The following is a 25,571-nucleotide window of genomic DNA, read 5'->3' on the forward strand; positions in this document are numbered from 1 at the left end:
TTATTTAATAATTTCACAATTCATAATCATTTTTTCACTATTGTAACTAAGAAGTTTAACATTAGACACGTTATTATACAATTCTTTATTTGCCAATGCTTCAACTTTAATATAATTTTCGGTAAACCCTTCCATATAACCAGCTTTACTCCTACTCTCAAACAATACTTTCACTTCCTTCCCAATATTTCTTTTATAAAATATTTCTTTTTTATCATCAGATAATTTATGAAGAATTTTACTCCTTTTCTCTTTGTTAATATCACTTACTTTATTATCCATTTTTGACGACAAAGTATTTTCACGTTCAGAATATGAGAACACATGAAAATGCGCGACATCAACTGATTTTAGCATTTCAAAGGTATCATTAAAGTCTGTATCAGTTTCTCCAGGGAATCCAACAATAACATCAATACCAATACACACTTCCGGAATAATTCTGTGAATTGTTCTTACTTTATCAATAAATAAATTTGTATCATATTTTCTTTTCATTAACCCCAAAATCTTATCAGAACCCGATTGCAGCGGAATATGAAAATGTGGCATAAACTTTTTTGAAGAAGCAACAAATTCAATTATCTCGGTAGAAAGTAAATCAGGCTCAATTGAAGAAATTCTAAATCTTTCTATTCCTGTAACATTGTTCAGCGATTTAATTAGTTCTAAAAAAGATTCACCTGTTGTGTGACCAAAATCACCGATATTAATTCCTGTTAATACAATCTCACGAATTCCTTTTGAAGCAATTATCTCGGCTTCTTTTACCAAATCAGCAATTGGAGCATTTCTACTTCTTCCTCGTGCAAAAGGGATAGTACAATATGAACAAAAATAATTACAGCCATCCTGAACTTTTAAAAATGAACGAGTTCTGTCGCCAATCGAATATGCTGCAAAAAATTCATGACTTGGTTTTGAATAATCAAATACTTTATCTTCTAAAGAAGTTATTGAATTTAAATAATCTACAAATTTTGATTTTTCTGAATTCCCAATAATAAGGCTCACACCTTCAATTTCAGAAATTTCATTAGAATTCAACTCGGCATAACAGCCTGTTACTATTACCTTACTTCCTACTTGTTGTTTAATTGCTTTACGAATAATATTTCTACATTTTTTATCAGCAGCCCCTGTAACAGTACAAGTATTTATCACATAAACATCTGCTGAACTGGTAAAAGAAACTACTTCGTGCCCCTGCTCCACTGCAACTCTGTGAAGAGTAGAAGTTTCGGCATAATTTAACTTACAACCAAGTGTATAAAACGCAATTTTCATCTTTATTATAGTCCGCAAAATTAACTAAACTTATTGAAATTCGGGAATTAGCTTATACGAATTATACTTTGAAATTTGAGATATTAAATTAATTACATTTTTTTAGAAAAAAGAAAACTAAATCATTGACTTATATCTTAATTTTTCATATTTTTAACCACAATTCAAATTTCATTACTATGAAAACAATAAAAGTAATTTTAATAACATTTTTACTATCAATTTCTTTCATATTTGTAAAATCACAATGTAATTACTCAATAGTTCTTTTAGACACTTTTGGCGATGGTTGGAATGGAGGTGAGGTAATTGTTACAGTAGGCAGCACCGTTAATGGACCATATACAATTGCATCAGGTGCCGGACCATTAACATATTCATTTCCGGTAACAATTGGAAATTCTATTAGTGTAACATATACAGCTGGTCAATGGCCCGAAGAAAATGAGTATTTTATATACAATAACCAGGGAATTGAAATATTTCATGACGGACCTAATCCTACCGCAAACAATACAAACATTGGTATTGCAAGTTGCCCTAGCTGCAATACTCCAACTGGCCTTACAGCTACAGCTATCACACTAAATTCAGCAACTATAGGTTGGACAACTCCAGGAACTTTATCAAATATACAATACGGAATTGCTGGCTTTACTTTAGGTACAGGAACTATTGTTAACGGTTTAACTACTAATACTTATAACTTATCGGGATTAACTTCAGCAACAAGTTATTCTTTTTATGTTCAAAATGATTGTGGTGGTGGTGATCTAAGTTCTTGGACCGGACCATATACTTTCAGTACTCTGGTTTGTTTACCTGCAAATCAGTGCACATTTGCAATGAATATGCACGATATAGGAAACAGCTGGAATGGCGCAGGAATTACAGTATACCAGAATGGTGTTAACATGGGATTTTTTACTGTTACCGGTGGAGGTCAAAACTTAGCTAATGTTAATCTTTGTAACGGTGCAAATATTCAATTATCATGGACAACCGGAGTTTATGATAACGAAACAAGTTTCGAAATGCTTGATCCATCCAACAATATAGTTTTTTCGTGGGCAACAGGTAATGCACCAACAGCAGGATTATTTTACACCTTTACAAGCAGCTGCATCCCGGTAACATGTCCAAAACCAATAACACTAACGGCAACAAATATTTCCGATGTATCAGCAACACTTAACTGGGTTCCTCAAGGATCAGCAACCACCTGGGAAATTGAATACGGACCGGTTGGTTTTGCTATAGGTACTGGCACATTAATAAATAATATTACTTCACATCCTTATATTTTAAACGGCTTAAATTCAAACACAAATTATAGTTTTTATGTGCGTTCTGACTGTGGTGGTGGCGATTACAGTGTATGGTCGGGACCAATTACATTTACTACTTTACTTTCAATTTTAAATAACCCATCAGTTTGTGGTCTTCAAATTCATATACCTGATGCAGGTTGTGTTGATATTCCAATAAATGTTTCCGGTGTTTCAGGAACACAAATGGGAACAACTGTTAACTTAAAAGATGTAAATTTTATTATAACACACACCTGGGATGCTGATATTAACGCAATATTAGAATCACCAAGCGGAGCTACAGTTTCATTAGTCTCAAATACTGGAGGTGGAGGAGATAATTTTGGCATCGTAAATGGATTATGCGACTCATACACAAATTTTAATATGACAGGTATTAATGGACCAATTGGTACAGGGATTCCACCATTTGTTGGTTCATATATTCCTTTAGGAAATTTCAATAGTTTAAATGACAACTCAAACCCCAACGGAACATGGATTTTGCACGTATGCGATGCAATGAATGCTGATACAGGAAGTGTTCAATTTGTACAACTTGTTTTTGACCCTATTATACCACCAGCAACTGTACTTATTAATGAACTTGATTGCGACCAGACTGGTAATGATTCTCTTGAATTTGTTGAGCTTTATGATGGCGGTGTTGGCAACTATCCATTAGATGGTTATACAGTTGTTTTTTATAATGGGAGTACAGATCAAAGCTATCTTTCATTCGATCTGGACGGATACACAACTGATAATAACGGGTACTTTGTTATAGGCAATTCTACTGTTTCAGGATCTTCTATAACATTTGCAGATAATCTGCTACAGAATGGCGCAGATGCAGTTGCTTTATATACCGATAATGCTTCAACATTTCCTGCAGGTACTACATTAACACTAACAAATCTTGTTGATGCAATTGTATATGAAACCAGCGACCCTACAGATGTTCAATTACTGACATTATTAAATTCTGGTCAACCACAAATTGACGAAAATCTTTATAACAATAAAGACATAGTATCTTGTTCAAGAATTTCAAACGGTACCGGAGGATTAAGAAATACTGCTACATATAAAGCGGCAGTGCCAACACCAAAGGCTGCAAATCAGGCATTACCCGAATTAATCTGGCTGACTTCTGTTTTTAATGAGGCATTTACAAATAATGGTTCTATTACAAATTCTCTAAATCTTAAATTAAAGAATCATATTTTTTCAAATATCGGAACCTTTACTGAAGGGGTTGAATACACAACAGCTAATGTTCCTGCAGGCTTAACAACCGTTATTAATATTTTAACAGACACTACTGCAACAATAAGTTTAATTGGTAATGCAAGTCAGCACCTTAATATTAATGACATAAATAACCTGACAATTACATTCCTGAATGCTGCATATTTCGGTTTATCATCGAACTTTGTTATTGGAAATTCAAAAAATAATATAGGGATAGATTTCATTGATACAACGCCACCAACAATGATATGGGATAATTCCATTTTTAATGAATCTATAACAAATAACGGAAGCACAACAGATTCAATTATTGTTAAATTATATACTGAAACTTTTATACTAAACTCAGGAATATTCCTACCATCAACACACTACACTACATCAAATATTCCTGCAGGTATAACAGTTCAGATTGAATCTACAACAGACACATCGGCTATTATTAGACTATACGGAAATGCTTTAAATCATACATCAGCAGACAACATTAACAATATGTCAATAATATTTAATGATGCTGCATTTACCGGTGGAATTGCCGCTAATGTTGCAAATTACCATAATGACACATTAGAGATTAATTTTCTGGATCCTTTTTATCAGGATTTAACTCCAACAATAATTCCATCTGACACATTATATATTTGCAATAGTTGCCCAACCTGTGCCCCTGATGTATACATTCATAACAATGGACCAACAGCTTTATTACAAAACGATTCAATTATTGTTTATTATCAATACCCTCCTCTTTCAATCCCTATTATTGACACTATTATTTTAGCAAATAATTTACTTCCCAACGATTCCATACTTTATGAACCTGTTTTAAATATAACTCAAAACGGAATCTACGGTTTTGAATTTTACATATACAGTAATTCCGATAACAACAATTTAAATGACACTGCTTATATTACGATAAATTCTTATCAGGTTTCAGTTGATTTAGGCGGTATAAATGACACTATATTAGTAACAAGCTACCCTCATTTTTTAAATGCTGGCATCGGAGTTTTTCCATTCACATACTTATGGTCTGATAATTCTACTTCTCAAACAATTTCTGTTTCTTCCGATGGTTGGTACTTTGTTACTGTTACAGACTTTAACGGCTGCACAGCCAGCGACTCTGTATACATTTATCAAAACATTGACATATTAGATTTAGCAGTTAGCATTAATCCATCCGACACTATATTTATATGTAACAATTGTCCTTGTAATTATCCCGATTTCTTAATTATTAACAATGGACCAAATCCAGTTTACCAGTCGGACACTATTATCATAAATTATATTTATTCACCATTAACAGCACCTGTAACTGACACATTAATTATTAATTCAGATTTTAACATGGGAGACACTTTAATTTACAACCCTTCCATGAACATTACTGAAATAGGACTTTATCCAGTTCAGGTATTTATTTCTAATTCCAATGATTTTGAAACAAATAACGATACTGCATTTTCGAATATTTATGCATACCAGATTTCAACAAACTTAGGTGGAATTAACGACACAATTACTGTAAATGGATTCCCATATATGCTTGATGCAGGCTCATGCACTAGTCCGTTTGGGTGTAATTATTTGTGGTCTGACCTAGAAATAACACAAACAATAAATGTTAATTCAGAAGGTTGGTATATTGTTAATGTTTCTGACTCGTACGGATGTTCTGCAATCGATTCAGTGTATGTATTACTAAATCCTAACTTAACCGATTTATCATTTGAATATAATACAAGCGAGACTATTTATATTTGCAATAGCTGCTCATGTAATTTCCCTCATTTTTTAATTATTAACAATGGACCCAATACATTATTCCAAAATGATAGCATACAAATATTTAGCATATATCCTCCTCTTACAATTCCTACAATTGAGACATATGTTTTAACCACTGATCTTTTACCAACCGACACAATTATATATACACCTACAATTAACGGTCAATTAGGATCTTATCCTTATAAATCATTTATTTACAATTTCAATAATACAAATAACTTAAACGACACTTTACTTACAAATATTTATTCGTATAATTTAACTGTTGATTTAGGTGGAGTAAACGACACCATAATTGTTAGTACTGAATGGCCATCAGCTTTATTTGCAGGTAATTGTAACAGTCCTTTTAATTGCAACTATTTATGGTCAACCGGCTCAACTTCTAATGTAATAGGAATTATAGCAAATGGTTGGTATAGCTTAACAACAACCGACGATTTTGGTTGTAATGCTGTCGATTCTGTTTATATGTATAAACCAGATGGGATAAATGAAATATCAGATATTAATGAAATTAAAGTTTATCCTAATCCTGCAAAAGATAATGTAAACATCGAGATTAACCTAAAAAATAAAACTGATATAACATTCTGCCTTTACTCTATAAGCGGACAGGTTATTAAAGAAAAAATGATTCAGGGACAAAATTTCATTAAAGAATCATTTGATATTTCTGAGGTTTCTTCAGGTATTTACTATCTAAAAATTGCAACTGATGAAAATGTGAGATTTGTTAAATTAGTAGTTCAATAATTAAATCTAACATTTTTTTAATCGATGAAAATAAATATTCTAATATCTGTTGTTATAGTATTTTTATTATCTTCATGTGCATATCTTTTTAATGGAATAGTATTTCCTAATCGTTGTATGAAATGTGAAATCACAGATAAATTTTTCAACACAGTTATATGGACTGATGAAGGCTGTGGCAGTGAGGTTACACATATGGAAGACGATGCAAAAATAAAAGCTTATGACATGAATCAGGGTAGCATTGATAATCGTTACGAAGTAAGCTGCAATACATGGAATAATCCTAAAGAATAGTATAATAATAAATAATTTAGAGTAAATAATGTTATAACATATAATATATGAAAATACTAATTTTTATTATCGGAATTGTTTTAACTTTTAACTGTAATGCCCAATGGCAACAAACAAGTGGACCAGCCGGAGGTATTGTGAATTGCATTACCTCAAATGGAAGCAGTATATATATTGGAACAAATTGTGGAATTTTTGTAACAACTAATAACGGTGGACTCTGGACATCTATTAGTAATGATCTCTCTTCTACAAAAGTAACGTCAATTGTTTTTAATGGAACAAATATATATGCAGGTACATGGGGTAATGGTATTTATAAATCTTCAAATAATGGAAGTAGTTGGACATCTGTCAGTACAGGTTTAACAGGTTTTAGTACAAGTATATATTCTTTAGCTGTAATAGGAACAAAAATATTTGCTGGTACGTTTGGTGGTGTTTATATTTCCACTAATAATGGAGGCAATTGGACTTTAGCAAATTCTGGTTTAACTGGTGCCAATATATATTCTTTAACTGTTAACGGTACAAATATTTATGCAGGAACGAACACTGGTGTGTTCTTATCAACTAATGAAGGGGGGCTTTGGACACCAAAAAATAATGGTTTGACAAATACTGATATTAGGACAATAGCTATAAGTGGTAATAATATTTTTGCGGGTGCACAAGGTTGTGCTGGGGGAATGTTTTTATCAACTGATAACGGAAATAACTGGGCTCCCGCCAATAATGGATTTACAAACCCATTTATTAGTTTAATTGTTATAAATGGTTCTAATGTCTATGCTTGTACTGCTGGAGGTGTGTTTTTATCAACTAATAATGGCAGTAGTTGGACTTCAATTAGTAATGGATTATCAAACACAATAGTAACCTCCCTATTAATAAAAGGCACAAGTTTGTTTTCAGGCACATATGGTGGAGTGTTTCAGACTATAAATAATGGATTATCTTGGTCTTCAGTAAATAACGGTTTGATTCAAAGTTATATTAAATCTTTTTGTTCAATAAGTAATAATTTATACATTGGGACAATAGGTTCAGGTGTTTATATGTCATCAGATAATGGGGCAAATTGGAACTTAAAAATTAATGGAATCGGATGTAGATCTATTACTGCATTAATAACAAAGGGTAGTTATATTTTTGCAGGTACGGATGTAGGAGTTTATTATACAAGTGATAATGGCAATAATTGGAATTATGTGTCTAATGGTATACCTAGTTCTACTACTGTTTATTCATTTGAGATAATGGGTACATACATTTATGCAGCTACTAGTAATGGAGTTTATGAATCTGGAGATAATGGAACACAATGGTATCCATTAAATAACGGCTTGTTTCCAATTCCGTCAATAACATGCATAGCAAGAAAAGATTCAATAGTTTATATAGGAGCTACCCCAAGTGAAATATATATGTCTAATGATTATGGTTTACATTGGACTAATGCTACAAATGGATTATCTATATTTAATACTAACACAATTCTAATTAATGACACAAATGTTTTTATAGGTTCTGAATATATTGATTCTTATGTTGGAGGTATTTATTTATCTTCTGGATTTGGAAATAATTGGTCTGTTTTAGATAATGGACTCCCTTCAAATATAAGCGTAAGATCAATTATTAAAAGTGATTCGACTTTAATTATCGGAACTAGCAAGGGGCTATATATATCTGAAAACAATGGACTATATTGGTCTTCAAGAAACGAAGGTTTTCCTCAGGATATGAATATTGTTTCATTAACTATCCATGGAAATTATATTTTTTCTGGCCTTTCTTACAATGGTGTATGGAAAAGGTCATTATTAGAAGTAATTGGCATTAATCATAATGAATTAGAAACAAATTTTAACTTGTTTCCAAATCCTACTAAAGATAAATTCACAGTATCATCAACAAAAAATATTCACTATATTGAAGTTATGAATATTTTTGGAAAAATAATTTATTTCTCAACCCTTAATAATTTTAATAATAAATCAGAAATAGACCTCACATCTTTCCCAAAAGGAATTTACTTTGTAAAAGTAAACGATGGGGTAAAAATTCATACTGAAAAAGTCGTTCTTAATTAACAATAATTACGGTAGATCACACTATGTAATAAATACATGGAATAATCCTAAAGAATAATAAACACAACCATTGGGACTATAGAACCTTAGCAATTATTTCTAAAATGCACTTACAGATAACATTAAATTGAAATCATGAAAAAGACATTACTAATTTTGTTCTCATTGACATTATTTGCAATATCGTTAATTGCAAAAGAAAATGAATTGAAATTTTCTAGCAAAAATGACCTCAATTATGGGACTTGGGAGGTTCATATATTTTTAGACTCAACTCTTATAGAACCAGAAGCAATTCAAATATGTATGGTAAATTTTGACCCATATTTAAAATTTAAAAATACTTTTTTTACAACTTACTATATTGATCGGTTAAAACAAGCAAAAAATGAAAAAGATAAAACGGTTATAGTTTTTTCGCATATTGAAGTAACTTGGGAAAATTTTTTCGAGTCAGTTAGAGGAAGTGACATGCTATTGTTAATGAGAAAAAAAGGACAAATTTTATCATATTATTCAGACTCTCAAATTCCAAAAACAAAAAAATGGATTATATCATCAATATTTTACATAAAAGATAAACCTTATAGTTTTGCAATTCCCATAGAAGTTGGAGACGGAACAAAATTAGAAATTGAGTTGAATAGTTCAAATATGACACTATTGACAGACCTCTGTGAGTTATAATAAAAATAAACAAATTACTAACACCACCTAGGAAAAACAACGAGCAGTAATGTGCAACTTGACACATATAACATTAAATATAATTCTTAGCGGTTTGACCCCGAAGGGGCAAGCACGACTGCAAGTAAATGTTCGTCGTTTAGTAGTTTAAACCGTTAGCACACATAATATGAAAAAAAACAGAACTCTTCCAATAATTGCAGTTTCTTTGACACTGTTGTACATTTTGACAGGGTGTGCAAAAAAATGTGAAGATTTTAATGAAGATATAATTAACTGGTTACCATATAAAAAAACAGATAATATTATTCTGACAAATGATAACATTAAGGACACTTTAACTTTAAAAAGTAATGTAATAAATCATACAGAAAAAATTAAACGCAATACAAAGTGCGCTTGTGAGGACAATTACACCTTATTATTATCTTCAGACTCAATTAACATAAGTGTATTTTTCAATAATTCAAGAGTTCTAAATGACTCATATGTTATTATCAATCATGAATATTTAAATTATTTTGAACAACAAAATTATACTTATCAGTTAAATGGTTTAATATATGGTAGAGTAATCATATATAAAAACAATAGTCAAAATTCCAATAAAAGATTTGACAGAATAGTAATCTCAAGAAGCTATGGAATAATTGAAATTATTGGAATAGATGAGAATTGGATTCTGGAAGATAGTTCTGTTAAAGAAATTGAGTTTACGTCTATAGACTTTAATAAAATTGACTGTTAAGAATATATGTAACTAACACAATTAAATACTTTATATACTTTAAAATACAATAATGAAATACTATAACAATATGGAAATACTTATTAAAATAACAACTGAAAAAGATTTTTTCAAGACAGAATACATTACAAGAGAATCTTTTTGGAACGTTTATAAGCCAGGATGTGACGAGCATTTGATTTTGCACAATATTAGGAAAAGTAAAGCATATATAAACAAACTCGATCTTATTGCAGTTTTTGAGAATGAAACCATTGGACACATAATTTCAACAAAAGCTAAAGTTTTAGATTCACAAAACAATGAACATGAAATTTTATGTGTAGGACCTTTATCAGTTTTACCAGAATTGCAAAGAAAAGGTATCGGCTCAAAACTAATGTATGAATCAATTAAAGTTGCAAAAGAATTAGGTAATCATGGCATGATACTTTTTGGGAATCCTGAATATTACCATCGTTTTGGATTTAAAAATGCACAGAAATATTGCATAACAACCAAAGATAATCAAAACTTTGAACCATTTATGGCATTAGAGTTACACGAAAATGGCTTAAACAATATAAAAGGTAAATTTTTTGAGGATAATACTTTTGTTACCAAACCTGATGAATTAATTGAATTTGAAAAACAATTTCCTTATAAAGAAAAACTGGTTACCGAAACTCAGCTTAAACATTAAAAAATAACTTTAAGTTTCACAAAGTTTTTTAATCTCAGAGTCCTTTTAAATTCTCATTCTATTCTTTATTCATAATAAGAGAAGAGAAACCCCAGTAAGATTTTCAAATTATCTCTTAATACAGTGCAACCTTAGTCGTATAAACTTTACCGTCAGTAACAATTCTCACAAAATATATTCCCGGAGGTGATGATTGCAAATCAACATTAAGAATTCCGTTTAATTCTTTTAGTTTTGAACTCATTATCAGCCTACCGGTATTATCATATATTTCTAACTTTTCGTCAGTTAGTTTATCAAAATTATATTTAACATTAAATGTTCCATTTGCAGGATTAGGATATACAAGAACAAAGTTCTGAATTGCAACCTGACTGTTATTTGTTAAATAACCAACAATAAAAGAATCTACTAACATACAACCCCAATCATCAGTCACAGTTAAATAATATGTGCCAGATAAAATATTAGATATTACAGGTGTAACATCACCATTACTCCAATTTAAAGTATAATTGGTACCAGCTCCGTTTATATTTATAGTTATTGAAGCATCATTACAGGATGAACAGGAAGCATGAGTAATAATTTCAGAAACTGTAAACAATGCAGAATTACTTACTATATAATTATTTACAAAGATACAATTAGAAGGCATCCCTGTAACAGTAACACTATAATTACCTGCAAACAAATTATACAAAGTATCCAATGTACTTCCGTCGCTCCATAACACAGAATAAGAATCAGCACCATTATTAATGCTTAATGCAATCATTCCCTGCCCTTCATTACAAAAATCATTTATTATTGCATCATTTACAGATAAAGCACCTGTATTATTTTCAACTGTGGAATTTGTTATAACTGAACAATTTGTAGAATTAGTAATTGTACATGTATAATTACCGGCATGTAAATTAGAAATATCCTGACTTACATCTCCATTACTCCACAAGTAAGAATATGCCCCTGCTGTAGGAATAGTTATATCAATGCTTCCGTTTCCCTGTCCGCAAGTTTCATCACTAACCAGATTAGATGCAGTAAAAGATGCGTTATTTGTTACGGTTACAAAAATATAATCATTACACCCACTTAAATCAGTAATCTGACATGAATAAGCACCGGCATGCACATTATTTAAATCCTCATTAAATGTTCCATTGCTCCATTCATAAGAATAATTTCCTGATGGCGTTACAGAAATATCAACATATCCGCTACCTGTTCCACAATATTCATTTCCGATAAATCCAACAGTACTGCTAAATAAAGCATTATTATCTACAAAAACATTTTCATCAAATCTGCATGTTCCATCAATTATTGAAAGAATATAATTTCCTGAAAATAAATTTGAAAACTGATTAACAGGTGTACCTCCGGGATTTCCATTAAGCTCATAAGTATATGCACCTACAGCTGGTTGAAACTGTATTATTCCTACCCCCTGACCACAGTCATCATTAACAGTTGAAGTTGAATAAAACATAAGATTTGGATTTTGAGTCTCTGGAATTGTAACATTATAAATTGACTCACAACCGGTAGCGTCTGAAATTGTTGCGATATAAATGCCTGCTGATAAACCACTAATATCTTGTGTTGTAGCAGAGTTACTCCAGTTATACGAATAAGGTGAATACCCTCCCGTTACTGTAATATCAGCTATTCCATCCGAATGTCCACACATATCTCCGGTTTCAATTGAAGTGATATTAAGATTAACCTGAGTATTTACAATTACTATTTGATTTGTTACAACAACGCAACCTGACTGATCTGTAATTGTGCAAATATATGTCCCTGCATTTATGCCTGACAAATCCTGTGTAATCTGACCACTACTCCATAAATAGGAATATGGCAGAACACCACCCTGAATAGTTAAATCAATATAAGCAACACCATTTGAGCAATAATCATCATGTGTGATTAAATTCGAAATATTCAGACCATTAGTAACATTATTCACTTCTTCACTAACAACAATCTGACAACTATTCGCATCAGTCACCGAACATGTGTAATTTCCTATATGCAGGTTTGAAATATCTTCTGTAGTTGCGCCATTGCTCCATAAAAACGTGTAAGGTAATTGACCGCCATTTACAGTAATATCAACAGAACCAAGTCCATCTCCACAATTCTCATTTATTACAGTAGAATTTGAAACAGCAAAACCACTTGAATTATTTATCACACTGGCATTACCGGTAACACTACAACCAAAATGATCGGTAACTGTTACAATATAGTTTCCTGCACTTAATAATTCAGGATCTTCATCAGTTGAACCATTACTCCAAATGGTAGAAACAGGTTCGTAACCTCCGGTATATGTAAGATCAATAACTCCCATTCCATTTCCACAATTTTCATTTGTAACTACAAGGCCTGAAATAGCAAGTGACATTGTTGTATTATTTACAATATATGATCCGGTAGTTGAACAACTATGAATATCTGTAACAGTAACAGAATAACTTCCAGCATTAAGGTTAAATAAATCTTCGGTTATAGAACCATTACTCCAGCTATAAACATAAGGCAATGATCCTCCCGAGATATTAATATTTACAGAACCTGATGCATTTCCACAAATCTCATCTTCAATTGTAGAATTTGTTATCACAAAGTTACTTCCAATGCTATTAACAACACCTGAATATAAATAATTACATCCTGAATTATCAACAATCTGACACGAAAAATTCCCTGCATGAACATTAATAATATCCTGTGTAGTTGCACCATTGCTCCATGCATATGTATATGGTATAGTTCCACCCTGAACTGTAATATTTATTGCACCTGCCCCACTATTACATGCTTCATCTGTTATTACAGCATTAGATACTGTTAATGTTCCTGAACTATTTAAAATTGTTGCATGAGCTTCAACTGTGCATGAATTTGCATCTACAACTGTACATGTATAACTACCCTCATTTAGCCCGCTTAAATCCTGAGTATGCAAACCATTACTCCAGTTATAAACTATTGGAGCCACGCCACCATTGATTGTTATATCAATTGTTCCGGCATTATTATTACATGTTTCATTATGTGTAACAACATTTGTTAAAGATAATGTTCCGGAGTTATTTCCAACAACAATATTTGATAAAATTACCTGACATGAGCCATCATCAGAAACAGTACACGAATATAATCCTTCATTTAAAGAAGAAATATCTTCAGTTGTTGCAGCATTACTCCATATATAATGAGCTGTTCCGGTAACTCCGCTTACTGTCAGATTAATCGAGCCAAGATTATTATTACATAATTCGTTTGTAACAACAGGTGTTGCTACAGCTAATGTTCCCGGATTATTTGTTATCACAACTGATTTAATATCCACACATCCGTTAACATCAGTAACTGTTACAGTATATGTGGCTGCAGTAAGATTTGAAATATCCTGAGTTGTTGCTGCATTACTCCATAAATAAGTCAACGGAAGAGTACCACCTGTAACAGTAAGGTCAATACTTCCCTGATCATTATTACAAATTTCATTAATGGAATTAGTTGTTAAATTAAGCGTACCCGGATTATTATTAAGAATAATATTTCCTGTATGAAATTTACAACCACTATTATCAGTAACAGTACAACTGTATGTACCTGCATGTAAATTCAGCAAATCTTCGGTTATTGCGCTATTACTCCACAAATATGTAAATGGAGAAGTGCCACCTGTAACAGTTAAATTTATTGAACCCAAACCATTTGTACAAACTTCATTTGTAACAATATTTGTTGCACCTAAACCTGTTGTGGTATTTAAAACAACAGGGTTAATAGTAAAAGAGCATCCTGAGTTATCTGTAACAGTACAGAAATAATTTCCTGCAGAAACATTACTTAGATCCTGTGTTGTTGCACCGGTATTCCAGATATACGTGTATGGAGTTGTACCTCCTGAGATTACATCATTAATATTTCCTAGACCGTTTCCGCAAATTTCGTTTGTTATAATAGTGTTTACATGAGTTAAATTTCCGGGAGTATTATTTATTGTTACAGATTGCTGAGCCTGACAGCCATTCCCATCTGTAACAGTAAGTGTATAAGTTCCGGCAGCCATACTCATTAAATCCTGAGAAGTAGAACCTGTGCTCCACAAATAGGTATATGCGCCATCTCCTCCTGTTACACTCATATTTGCAGCACCATCATGATTATGACAAATTTCATTTGTAATAAGTACTGTCTGAATATCAAGGTTACCTGCAGCATTAAAAACATAAAGTGAACCGGTAGGTACTTGGCATGAGTTTGCATCAGAAACAGTACAAGAATATGTACCTTCATTCAGGTTTGACAAATCCTCGGTTGTTGCACTATTACTCCAGATATAAGTATAACTTCCACTTCCACCGGTAACAGAAATATTAATTGCTCCCTGATTATTATTACATATTTCATTTGTTACAATTGAACCCGTAACACTTAAATTACCGGGTTGATTGGTCAATGTATATGATTCTACAAGGCTACATCCAGACTGATCTGTAATTGTGCATAAATATGTTCCTGCAACCAGATTACTTCTGTCCTGAGTTGTGGCATTATTATTCCAATGATATGTTATTGTTCCGTTACCACCTGAAATCGTTTGATTAACTGCTCCCAAATGATTACTGCAAATTTCATTTGTAACAACAGCAGTAGCCAGTAATGAACCTGTATTATTTGATACAACAAAAGCCTGATTTAAAACACAATTATTTCCATCAGTAATCTGAACAGAGAAATTGCCACTGTGAATTCCATTTATATCTTCGGTAGTTGCTCCATTGCTCCATAAAAAATTATATGGCAATGCACCACCTGCAACGGTAATATTTACAGAACCTGAACCATTTCCGCAATTTTCATCTGAAATTACAGAACCCGAAATATTTAATGTTCCTGTATTATTTGTTACAATTACAGACTGCACATCGCTACAGCCTGCAGCATCATGAACAGTTACAGTATAATTTCCGGCTAACAAATTACTTATATCTTCAGTTATTGCACCATTACTCCATGTAATTGTTGAAGGCAATGTAACATTTGACAAAGTAATATTTATACTTCCAACACCCGACCCGCATAAATCTGGACTAACTGCTGCATTAGAAATATCGAGATAACAATAGCTTGAACAATTACTAACATTATTAATAATGCTATAATTTGCGGTTTTAGTACAACCAAAACCATCTGTAACTGTTAAATAATAATTTCCACCAGAAACATTAATCAAATCCTGAGTTGTCGATCCATTACTCCAGTTATAGGCATAAGAACCTGAACCTCCTGTTATTTGAACATCAATATATCCATTTGCATCTCCGCATATTTCATTTGATGAATTAACAAGTGAAACTAATAATTGTGGATTCTGGTTAATTGTTATATTTTCAATAAACACACAACCTGCATTATCTGTAATGGTTAAAGTGTATAAACCTGCCACAATATTTATCAAATCTTCTGTAATTGCTCCATTACTCCAGGCAAATGTATAAGGAGGTGTTCCACCCGAAGTAGTAATATTAACTGACCCTGAATTATTCCCACTACAATTAACATGATTAATATTTTTAACAATGTTCAGACTACTAACATTTGTTAACGAATATAATTTAACAATAGAACAGTTATTTGCATCAGTAACTGTAACACTATAAGAACCTGATGGAATATTAATCAAATCCTCGGTAATTGCTCCATTATTCCAATGAAAAGTAAAAGGCGGAGAATTACCATTAACAGTAATGTTAATTGCTCCATTTGTACCGCCACATGTAGCTTGTGTTATAAATCCACCAACATTCATACCCAATGGCTCTGATATTGAAACTAAAGTATCAGGTAAATCTGACATTAAGCTGATATTCCAGTTAAAAATATAACCATTATCCAATCCAAACTGGTCTGTAACTTCCAATGTCCAGACACCGTTTTTTTGTGCACCAACTAAATTTGAAAGTGGTTGATATGAAACATAAGCTCCACTAGGCAGATAGCTATCAGTAACCATTTGTCCGCCACCAAGCGAAGAAGGATAAGTATGAGTATACATTCCATTTGATTCGCTTACCATTGTTCCATGATCTGGTGTTTCATTAAAACAATAATCATAGCCTTGTCCCGGATTTGTAAGATTACTATTAGACCCATCCACAGGACCTGATGCAAAAGGGATTCCCAGATCGCAAGTACCACCTCCCATAAACTCCTTAAGAATTACCGATTGTCCGCTTGGAGCAATAATTCTGATTTGCAAATCGCCTAAATATGAATGTTCCATATTGGCACAAATCTGCTGCAGCTGCGACAAACTTGTAATTGTTTCGCCTGCACCAAAACCTGTAATATTTATTGTACTTGTATAAGAAACTCCACTCCCATCCGGCAGAAAAGTAGTATCAGCATCAAATATACCGCCAACAACTAATGCTTCAGCCTTACAGCCATAAGTATCATATACCTGAACAGCATATGTACCGGCAGCCAGACCGGTAACAGGGTTTGAATTTGAAAGTTCGGTAACACCGTTCACATCCGTTACATGATAAGTATATGGCGGAAAACCACCACTTGCATTTACTAATATTTCGCCCGAACTATCCTGATAACAATCAAGATTAGTTTCAGTTAATGTAAATTCTATTGGTTGCGCATCATCAATATAAAGAAAAACGGTATCATATGAAGCACAAACCTCAGGCCTGTATATTAACATAACAGTCTCCTGCCCTTCTGGAAAACCATCAAGTATAGGATCAATAATAACAACTGCATTTGTTTGTCCTGCAGGAATCATAATTGTGTTATCGATAGTATGATAATCAATACCATTTGTTGCTGTACCGGCAATCTGATAGTTTATCTGATAATCCTGACTTTGAGGCTGGTCGAGCGAGAATGAAAAACTTGCATTTACGCATCCTTCCAAAGCAATATTATCGGCATTTATAGTTTGTGGAATTACATTTACAACACCTTGCACAAGACTATTTTCTTTAAGAAAAACCGCAGAATTATATTGTCCATCGCCTGCATCAGCAATTACAAGCTTCAAAGTATATGTCTGACATGGAATCAATCCTTCCTTTCTGGCAGTAAGCACTGTTGTAAATGCATCAAATTCATTTGTTAACCCACCTGCATTACTTATGTAATACTGGTTATTTGTAATTGCATTAATATTATTTATTGAAACCGGACTAGTACTTGCCGGTACAAGAGCAATATTTTCTTCACCTGTAATTCCAGGTCCGCTGATATAGAATGCAAAAACATCATTATATGCAGAACTATTAGGTGGTGCATATTCAGGATATTCTTCTGATGCAAAAACGTAATCAAACTGTATCATATCAGACTGAACAGTAAAATTAAACTGCAATGTTATTGCATCAAATGTATTAACACCCGCTAATGCCGTCATCTGTGCAGTTCCTGAAGTACCTAATGGAGTGGTGCTACTATTTGTTTGGTCATTTGGTCCCAAAGCATCGGTAATTCTTCCTGTAGATAAAATCACTCCGGTTGGAACACCAAGGTTAGTATTAACACCATTAAATGAGCCGGAGGCAAGATTACTACCAGTAAGTGTAGCACCCGAAACCACTATATTTGATCCTGCCAGAATATTTGCAAGTTGTGTTGCGGTTACTCCGCCAGTAACTGTAAGCTGAGCATTTAACTTTACAGTTAAAAGTAATACTATAGCTAAATATATAAATTTTTTCATAAACAGGTTATTTTGAAACAAATAAAAATACGAAATTTTTAAGAAAAACAATAATTATCAAATAAAATATTGACTAATAAAAAAAGCATTCAATAAGCTAATGTTTTAAGCAAAACAATATATATAGAAAAACAAAACTTCATTTTGACAATATTTTGAATACTATTTTATTTATATTTATTGCATCAAATATTTTTAATTTATAGAAAATAAATACATTTATGTTACCAATTATAATAAAGGATACAAAACAAAATATTCAACAATGGAGTAAGCCGAAAATCCTTTAAAGAGTAGGCAAAGATTTTAATAAAATACAAGAGCATGAAAAATGTAATTTTAGGAATACTTCTAATGTTTTTGACGATAACTTTATTCGCACAAACCAAACCCACCATAGAATGGGTTAACATCCCATCTGGTAGCTTTACCATGGGTAGTCACATAATAAATGAAATTGACCGTACTAGCGATGAAATCCAACATCAAGTAACATTGAGTGCCTTTAAAATTAGCAAATACGAAGTAACCTTTGAACAATATGATTTGTTTTGTGATGCAACAGGTAGAGATAAACCAAATGATGAAGGATGGGGACGTGGCAACCGCCCTGTAATAAATGTTAGCTGGGAAGATGCCACAGCTTTTGCCAAATGGATAAATTGTCGTTTACCTACGGAAGCCGAGTGGGAATATGCTGCAAGGGCAGGCAATACAACTCCATTCAATACAGGAAATAATCTCACAACTGCACAAGCTAATTACAACGGCAATGGTTCATACAACAAAAATTCGAAAGGTGAATACAGGCAAAAAACTATGCCCGTAGGCAGTTTTGCTCCAAATTCTTGGGGGCTATACGATATGCACGGTAATGTGTGGGAATATTGCAACGACTGGTATGGCGATTATTCCACAACATCTCAAACAAATCCTAAAGGACCAACATCTGGCACAAGTCGCGTATATCGTGGCGGTGGTTGGGGCGACGGTGCAGTTTTCTGCCGTAGTGCATGTCGCCACGAAAGCACACCTGAATACCGCTCTGACGACCTAGGTTTTCGTCTTGTATCGCTGTAACAAATAATAATGAATTATAATAATAAATCATTAAAATATTCCTAATTACATGGATAGTGTCTTAACGAACCATTTAAAAAACTAGAAACATTTTCAAGTTTAAATATACTATAACCATGTGTCGTATATATATGATTGATAATATTTACAAGCTAGTTAGGGGCAAGTTTAAAAACAATTTTACCTACAGACAAATATTTTGACAATTTTTTAATTTATTAAATATAAAAACATGAAAATTTATTCATTTTTTCTTTTAGTAATTGTTTTGTTTAATGTAAATGAATTTTGTTATTCTCAAAACTTACAATGGGCAAAAAGTATTGGTAGCAATAGCTGGGATCGCGGACGTTGCATGGCAATTGATCGCAATGAAAATTGTTTTCTTATCGGTCAATTTAATAATACTGCAGACTTTGATCCAGGTTTAGGAACTGCAAATCTTACTTCGTTTGGTTTAGGTGATATATTTTTTGCTAAATACGCTCAAGATGGTTCATATTTATGGGCAAATAATATTGGTAGTACTAATAGTGATATTGGGTACAGTATTGACACAGACTATAATGGGAATTGTTATATTACTGGATATTTCAAAGATACTGTGGACTTTGACCCAGGTTTAGGAACATCAACCCTTATATCTTTTGGTGGAATGGATATTTTCATTGCAAAATATGCACAAGACGGAACATTTATTTGGGCTAAAAATATCGGTAGCACTTTTGATGATATTGGCCAAAGTATAGCTGTTGATAGTATTGGGAATTGCTACATAACAGGATATTTTACTCTTACTGCTGACTTTAATCCGGGCATTGGAATTTCAAACCTTACATCAATTGGAGAAAGCGATATTTTCTTTGCCAAATACGATTCTAATGGGAATTATCTTTGGGCAAAAAGCATTGGAAGCTCTAATAACGATTATAGTTATTCTATAGCTATTGATAATTTGGACAATTGTTATATCACAGGAGGATTTTATGGTAATGCTGATTTTGACCCAAGTACAGGGACAGCTTTCCTTTCGTTACATGGATATGAAGATGTTTTCTTTGCTAAATATGGTTCTGATGGCTCATACCTGTGGGCTAAAAATATAGGTAATTCTTATTGTAATGGATCTAGTATAGCTGTTGACAGTATTGGCAGTTGTTACATTACAGGAAATTTTTATGGAACAGTTGATTTCGACCCTTCATCAAATACTGCAAATCTAACAACTATAGGTAATACCGATATTTTCATTTCTAAATATGCTACAGATGGTACATTTCTTTGGGCAAAAAATATTGGTGGTTCAGATTATGATTATGGACAGAGTTTAACAATTGATAGAATAGGTAATTGTTATATAACTGGTCATTTTGCTAACACAGTTGACTTTGACCCTGGCACCGGTGTCTCATCTCTTACCTCATTTGGTGGACACGATATTTTCTTTGCGAAATTCGAACCAAATGGAAATTTTCTTTGGGCTAAGAACATTGGAGGAACTTATAGTGAATACACTTATTCGATTACAGTTGATGACATTGGAAGTTGTTATATAACAGGTTACTATACAAATACTGTAGACTTTGACCCAAATACAGGTATAACAAATCTGATATCAGTTGGTTACGAAGATGTTTTTTTTGCTAAATATGACATATCAACAGGTGCCAATCAATTAGAGACTAAAGAAAATGAATTGTTTAGAATTTATCCAAGTCCAGCAACTGAAATAATTACTATTACTAATAATATTAATTCAAATGAGACTATTGTAAGTATTTTCGATTTTCAAGGAAAGCAAATAATTAATAGTATATTCCATAATGAAAAATCTATGGAGATAAATGTCAATAATCTAGTAAAAGGAATTTATTTAGTAAAAATACAAACTGACAAAAGTATTGAATCTAAAAAATTGGTAATTCAATGACAAATTTACTATTATTTAAAATAAACCAGCCCCTAACACACGGTTAAAATTTAGCAAACTGTTATAACCATTAGTAAAAATAAAAAAAAACATGATGAAAAAAATTACGTTCCTATTAATTATCGTGACTCAAATGATGAGTTATTCATTTGCACAAAATGACAATTTTGACTCAAAAAATCATGTTGGACAATTACAGTCAAGATCAGTAATTCAATGTAAAATCTGGAGACCTGAAAGTTTTTGCAACATTCCAGACTCTTTATCTCTTCCAAATTGGCGTGCTGACAATACAACTGTTGAATCAATTTCATGCGATCAATTGGACAAAAGTGAAAACCATGTTGGAGTCTGGCTTGTTTTATCTAAGAAAGATGGTTCATCTTTTTCTATGGTAAGCGGCTTAAAGAACATAAAACTTGTTAAGAAAAACAGTAAAGAAATCATATCGCCAACAGCGATTCTATGGAACTTTGCATTTAGTGACAAACTTGGTTATTTGTCATCAAATTTTAAAACAAATAGTTTTAAAGCAAAATTTGCTTCTAAAAAGCAAATAGATTTAATAATAATTTTTGCTGGTGCTGAAAAAGGAGATAAAGTATTTATCGATGATTTTATTGAAGCCGTTGTGCATGAATAAATACAATAACTGACAAATTACTTTTTGACAAGAATAAATTAAAACCACTGACTATAACTCCACCTATGATAACAATTAGCAGTCATTAGCAACTTAAAAAAATAATATATTGAACCATTAGCAATAATTATAAAAAAAAGACAATTATGAAAACTTTAATGAAATTATTATTACTCCTTTTAATTTGTAGTAATGCAACAGGACAGACTTATTATCACTTTCCTCTTTCTAATACAATTTGGAATATTTATGAACATAATGTTTGGTCCAATTCGAATACAGAAATGAAAAGATATGCATTCTTTAACGATACTGTAACAATAAATAATAAAGTATATTCAAAACTATATGAAATAGATGACACAACAATAAACTGTAGTAGTGCAAATTATTTGTTCCCTTTTAGAGAAGATAGTAGTAAAAAAGTTTACTTTAAAATTGATACAACTGAAGTTTTGCTTTATGATTTTTCCCTAAATGTTGGTGATACCATTCATTATAATTATTTGTTTTATGGTAATTTTATAAATCCATCTAATCATTTTAAAAGATTAGATTCTATTGGTTCAATACAAATAAATAATCTTTTTAGAAAAATATATTATTTCTCCGGTGGGATAACTGGAAACACATGGATAGAAGGAATCGGAGCAATTGATGGAGAAGGACTTTTTGCCCCAATAGCTGACATTTGTACATGTGGATTGACATATGAATTAGCTTGTGTTAAACAAAACGATACTGCAATATGGATAAATAATCCCATTTGTAATAGATGTTTTTGTAATCTGTATTTAAACATTGAAAATATTCAAACAAATATTGAAATAACAGTATATCCAAATCCAACAGAAAACAGTTTTAAAATAGATTTGGCCGAAATGCATAATTGCACAATGTTAAAGTTATTTTCAAGTGACATGAAACTAATAAATCAATTTAATATAGAAAATGAAAAACAAATAATTATAAATCAAAACATAAAATCAGGACTATATTTTATTGAAATCTCAAACGGTAGTAATAATAAGATTACAAGAAAGATTATAATAAAATAACTATTGTTAACAATATCTAAGATAACAAATAGCAATTCTCTGCAAGATGTACCTACCTACCAATGTGTAGACAATTGAATAAGCAATAAATGACAATCAAAGGAATAAAATACCAGTTTACTGCAAAGCCATGGAGATATGAAGGACCCAATGGCTGGTATTTTGTTTCACTACCTCTAAAGCTTGCAAATGAAATAAGAGAAACTCATAAATCAGAAGAAGAAGGCTGGGGACGTCTAAAAACAAGTGCAAAAATTGGAAATAGCGAATGGAAAACTGCTATCTGGTTTGACTCTAAAATGAAAACTTATTTGCTACCTTTAAAAGCTGAAATCAGAAAAAAAGAAAATATCACTGTTGAAAATAAAATAGAAATCATTTTGTGGATATAATTGATAAAACATTTTACTAATTTTGAAATCATAAAATAATACACATTGTTAAAATATACATTATATCTTATACTAGCTATTTTTGTTTGTAATACAAATATAATTGCACAAAAAGAGCTTCCATTTTATCGTCACAATTTAAAAATAGGAAGAAATTTATTAAACAGGGAAAACATACAGGGAGCCAGAAGTTTTATGGGTTGCGATATATTTAACGCCTATCCTGACACAACAAATAAGTATATTATTTTTGAGTTAAGATATAAACCTAATAACAAAGATGTATTTTTAAATTCGGGTTATATAACAAGATATAATTATAACGAAAGAAAGGTTATATGGACAAATAAAATAAATAAAACCTCGGTATTATTCAGCGAAAGCATTTTATTTACAAATTACTCAAATAAATCCCATTTAATAAACCTAAATGATGGTAATACTATATGGGAGAAAGAAATTAGTGTTCTCAGTTTTCCTCCTGACAACAAATATGCGTTAATAAAGTACAATTTAAAAACTCCATCACGCTTAAATGATTCAATTTATGCTTTTGATATAACAAATCAAAAAAGACTATGGAGCTGCTATTTAAAAGACAACAACAATATTACAGACATTAATTTCCTGCCTGATTCTACAGTATTAATAACAGCATCTGGAATTCATAAAATTGATTTAAAGAATAATAAAACATGGAGTTTTAATGCAAACATGACAAGAAAGAGACCATACATTGACAACAGTGTATATTTTATTGCAGCTATTGGTGGTGGTCTGGTTGGCGTATTAGTTGTAAACATTGTTGCAAACACAGTTTATAACATGAATGTTGCAGCAAATACTAAAACTCAGATTAAATCATATAAAGGAGTTTGTTCAAATGTTCTGATTAATGACAACAGATATTTTTTCGCTTCACTTGATTCTATTTACAATTTAAACAAAGAAGGGATTCCAATCTGGAGAAAATCTTTACCAGTTGACACTACTTCAACTTCTGTGTTATATGAATATGCAAAGAATTTAGTACTTATAAATACCGGGCAGGCATTAGCAGGTATTAAATACGAAAAATGCGGAAAACCTTATATCAGAATAATAAGAAAAGAAACCGGTGAATTATTCTTTATGAATAATATAAAAGTTGATACCACTATTGTTGATATAAAGCATAATAATGATACTATTATACTCATAACAAATAATAAAATAATTGCATATAAAATATTTAATTCTACACCTATAACAATGGATTCTATTTCAGTAAAGGATTATGGAAAGATTTTAGGATGCGTTAATCAGGATTTATTTATTTTATCGGGTGACTCAAGCAAAATAACAGTAAATAAACTTTCAACAGATATAATATACTTTGTTACAAATACAGGAAACTATTTTAAATACTCATTTGGCAAAAAGCCTGAGTATATTGGAAATGAGAACAACGTATTTTACTTTTTAAGAAATTATAAGAATCTAAATATTTTTAAGTCTAAAAACCAAACCTTAATTTCAAATTCCAATTTTGTTCCAATTGGAATTACCAGATGTGGAAATAAAGTTTTTATAATGGGCGATATACTTTACACAACATATGATACTTATTTACAGGAAACAGATTTAAAGTATTTTTATAAACTATTATAACGTGAGTTCGATATAAGAAAACGATGCTAGTTTGAGTGAAATTCTTTCAGAATTTCGTATCGAAAACTAATCGTTTTGTTCATTTCGATACAAATTTTCTTCGAAAATCCACTCAATGTAACAAAACTAGGTA

Annotated in this window: 14 protein-coding genes; 12 read left to right on the forward strand and 2 right to left on the reverse strand. The window is 31.6% G+C overall.

Annotation, left to right across the window (positions count from 1 at the left end):
• Positions 1-1,287, reverse strand: a complete 1,287-nt coding sequence (mtaB, locus tag HY951_13845; protein ID MBI5541144.1) for a tRNA (N(6)-L-threonylcarbamoyladenosine(37)-C(2))-methylthiotransferase MtaB — start codon at positions 1,285-1,287, stop codon at positions 1-3.
• A gap of 179 nt (positions 1,288-1,466) precedes the next feature.
• Here mtaB and HY951_13850 point away from each other — a divergent pair, with 179 nt between their 5' ends.
• The 6 genes from HY951_13850 (at position 1,467) to HY951_13875 (ending at position 10,920) form a co-directional block, all read left to right on the forward strand.
• The gene (locus tag HY951_13850) at positions 1,467-6,410 is read left to right on the forward strand and encodes a fibronectin type III domain-containing protein (GenBank protein ID MBI5541145.1); all 4,944 of its coding nucleotides are present in this window, start codon (positions 1,467-1,469) and stop codon (positions 6,408-6,410) included.
• A gap of 24 nt (positions 6,411-6,434) precedes the next feature.
• On the forward strand, positions 6,435-6,707 hold the full coding sequence (locus HY951_13855) for a hypothetical protein (GenBank protein ID MBI5541146.1): 273 nt from the start codon (positions 6,435-6,437) through the stop codon (positions 6,705-6,707).
• 47 nt (positions 6,708-6,754) lie between these two features.
• Complete coding sequence (locus tag HY951_13860) at positions 6,755-8,803, forward strand: T9SS type A sorting domain-containing protein (protein MBI5541147.1); 2,049 nt, start codon at positions 6,755-6,757, stop codon at positions 8,801-8,803.
• Positions 8,804-8,938: 135 nt separating this feature from the next.
• A complete protein-coding gene (locus tag HY951_13865) occupies positions 8,939-9,490 on the forward strand; it encodes a hypothetical protein (protein MBI5541148.1) in 552 nt (183 codons plus the stop codon).
• A 169-nt stretch (positions 9,491-9,659) separates the two neighbouring features.
• Positions 9,660-10,238 (forward strand): hypothetical protein, encoded by a 579-nt coding sequence (locus HY951_13870; GenBank protein ID MBI5541149.1) that lies wholly within the window; start codon positions 9,660-9,662, stop codon positions 10,236-10,238.
• Between the two features lie 70 nt (positions 10,239-10,308).
• Entirely contained in the window at positions 10,309-10,920 is a 612-nt protein-coding gene (locus HY951_13875) for an N-acetyltransferase (GenBank protein MBI5541150.1), read from the forward strand.
• Between the two features lie 115 nt (positions 10,921-11,035).
• Here the strand turns inward: HY951_13875 and HY951_13880 are convergent, their stop codons facing one another.
• Positions 11,036-18,685, reverse strand: coding sequence for a choice-of-anchor L domain-containing protein (locus HY951_13880; protein ID MBI5541151.1), 7,650 nt, complete (start codon positions 18,683-18,685; stop codon positions 11,036-11,038).
• Positions 18,686-19,009: 324 nt separating this feature from the next.
• Here HY951_13880 and HY951_13885 point away from each other — a divergent pair, with 324 nt between their 5' ends.
• The 6 genes from HY951_13885 to HY951_13910 all read left to right on the forward strand — a co-directional run bounded on the left by HY951_13885 (position 19,010) and on the right by HY951_13910 (position 25,438).
• Positions 19,010-19,765: a formylglycine-generating enzyme family protein gene (locus tag HY951_13885; GenBank protein MBI5541152.1), complete on the forward strand. Its 756-nt coding sequence runs from the start codon at positions 19,010-19,012 to the stop codon at positions 19,763-19,765.
• Between the two features lie 232 nt (positions 19,766-19,997).
• Positions 19,998-21,695, forward strand: coding sequence for a T9SS type A sorting domain-containing protein (locus tag HY951_13890; protein ID MBI5541153.1), 1,698 nt, complete (start codon positions 19,998-20,000; stop codon positions 21,693-21,695).
• Positions 21,696-21,786: 91 nt separating this feature from the next.
• Complete coding sequence (locus tag HY951_13895) at positions 21,787-22,338, forward strand: hypothetical protein (protein ID MBI5541154.1); 552 nt, start codon at positions 21,787-21,789, stop codon at positions 22,336-22,338.
• Between the two features lie 146 nt (positions 22,339-22,484).
• A complete protein-coding gene (locus HY951_13900) occupies positions 22,485-23,396 on the forward strand; it encodes a T9SS type A sorting domain-containing protein (protein MBI5541155.1) in 912 nt (303 codons plus the stop codon).
• A gap of 89 nt (positions 23,397-23,485) precedes the next feature.
• A complete protein-coding gene (locus tag HY951_13905) occupies positions 23,486-23,788 on the forward strand; it encodes a DUF1905 domain-containing protein (GenBank protein MBI5541156.1) in 303 nt (100 codons plus the stop codon).
• Between the two features lie 45 nt (positions 23,789-23,833).
• The gene (locus tag HY951_13910; protein MBI5541157.1) at positions 23,834-25,438 is read left to right on the forward strand and encodes a hypothetical protein; all 1,605 of its coding nucleotides are present in this window, start codon (positions 23,834-23,836) and stop codon (positions 25,436-25,438) included.
• Positions 25,439-25,571: the final 133 nt, after the last annotated feature.

The sequence above is a fragment of the Bacteroidia bacterium genome (assembly GCA_016218155.1).
In the GTDB taxonomy this organism is placed as follows: Bacteria; Bacteroidota; Bacteroidia; order Bacteroidales; family GWA2-32-17; genus GWA2-32-17.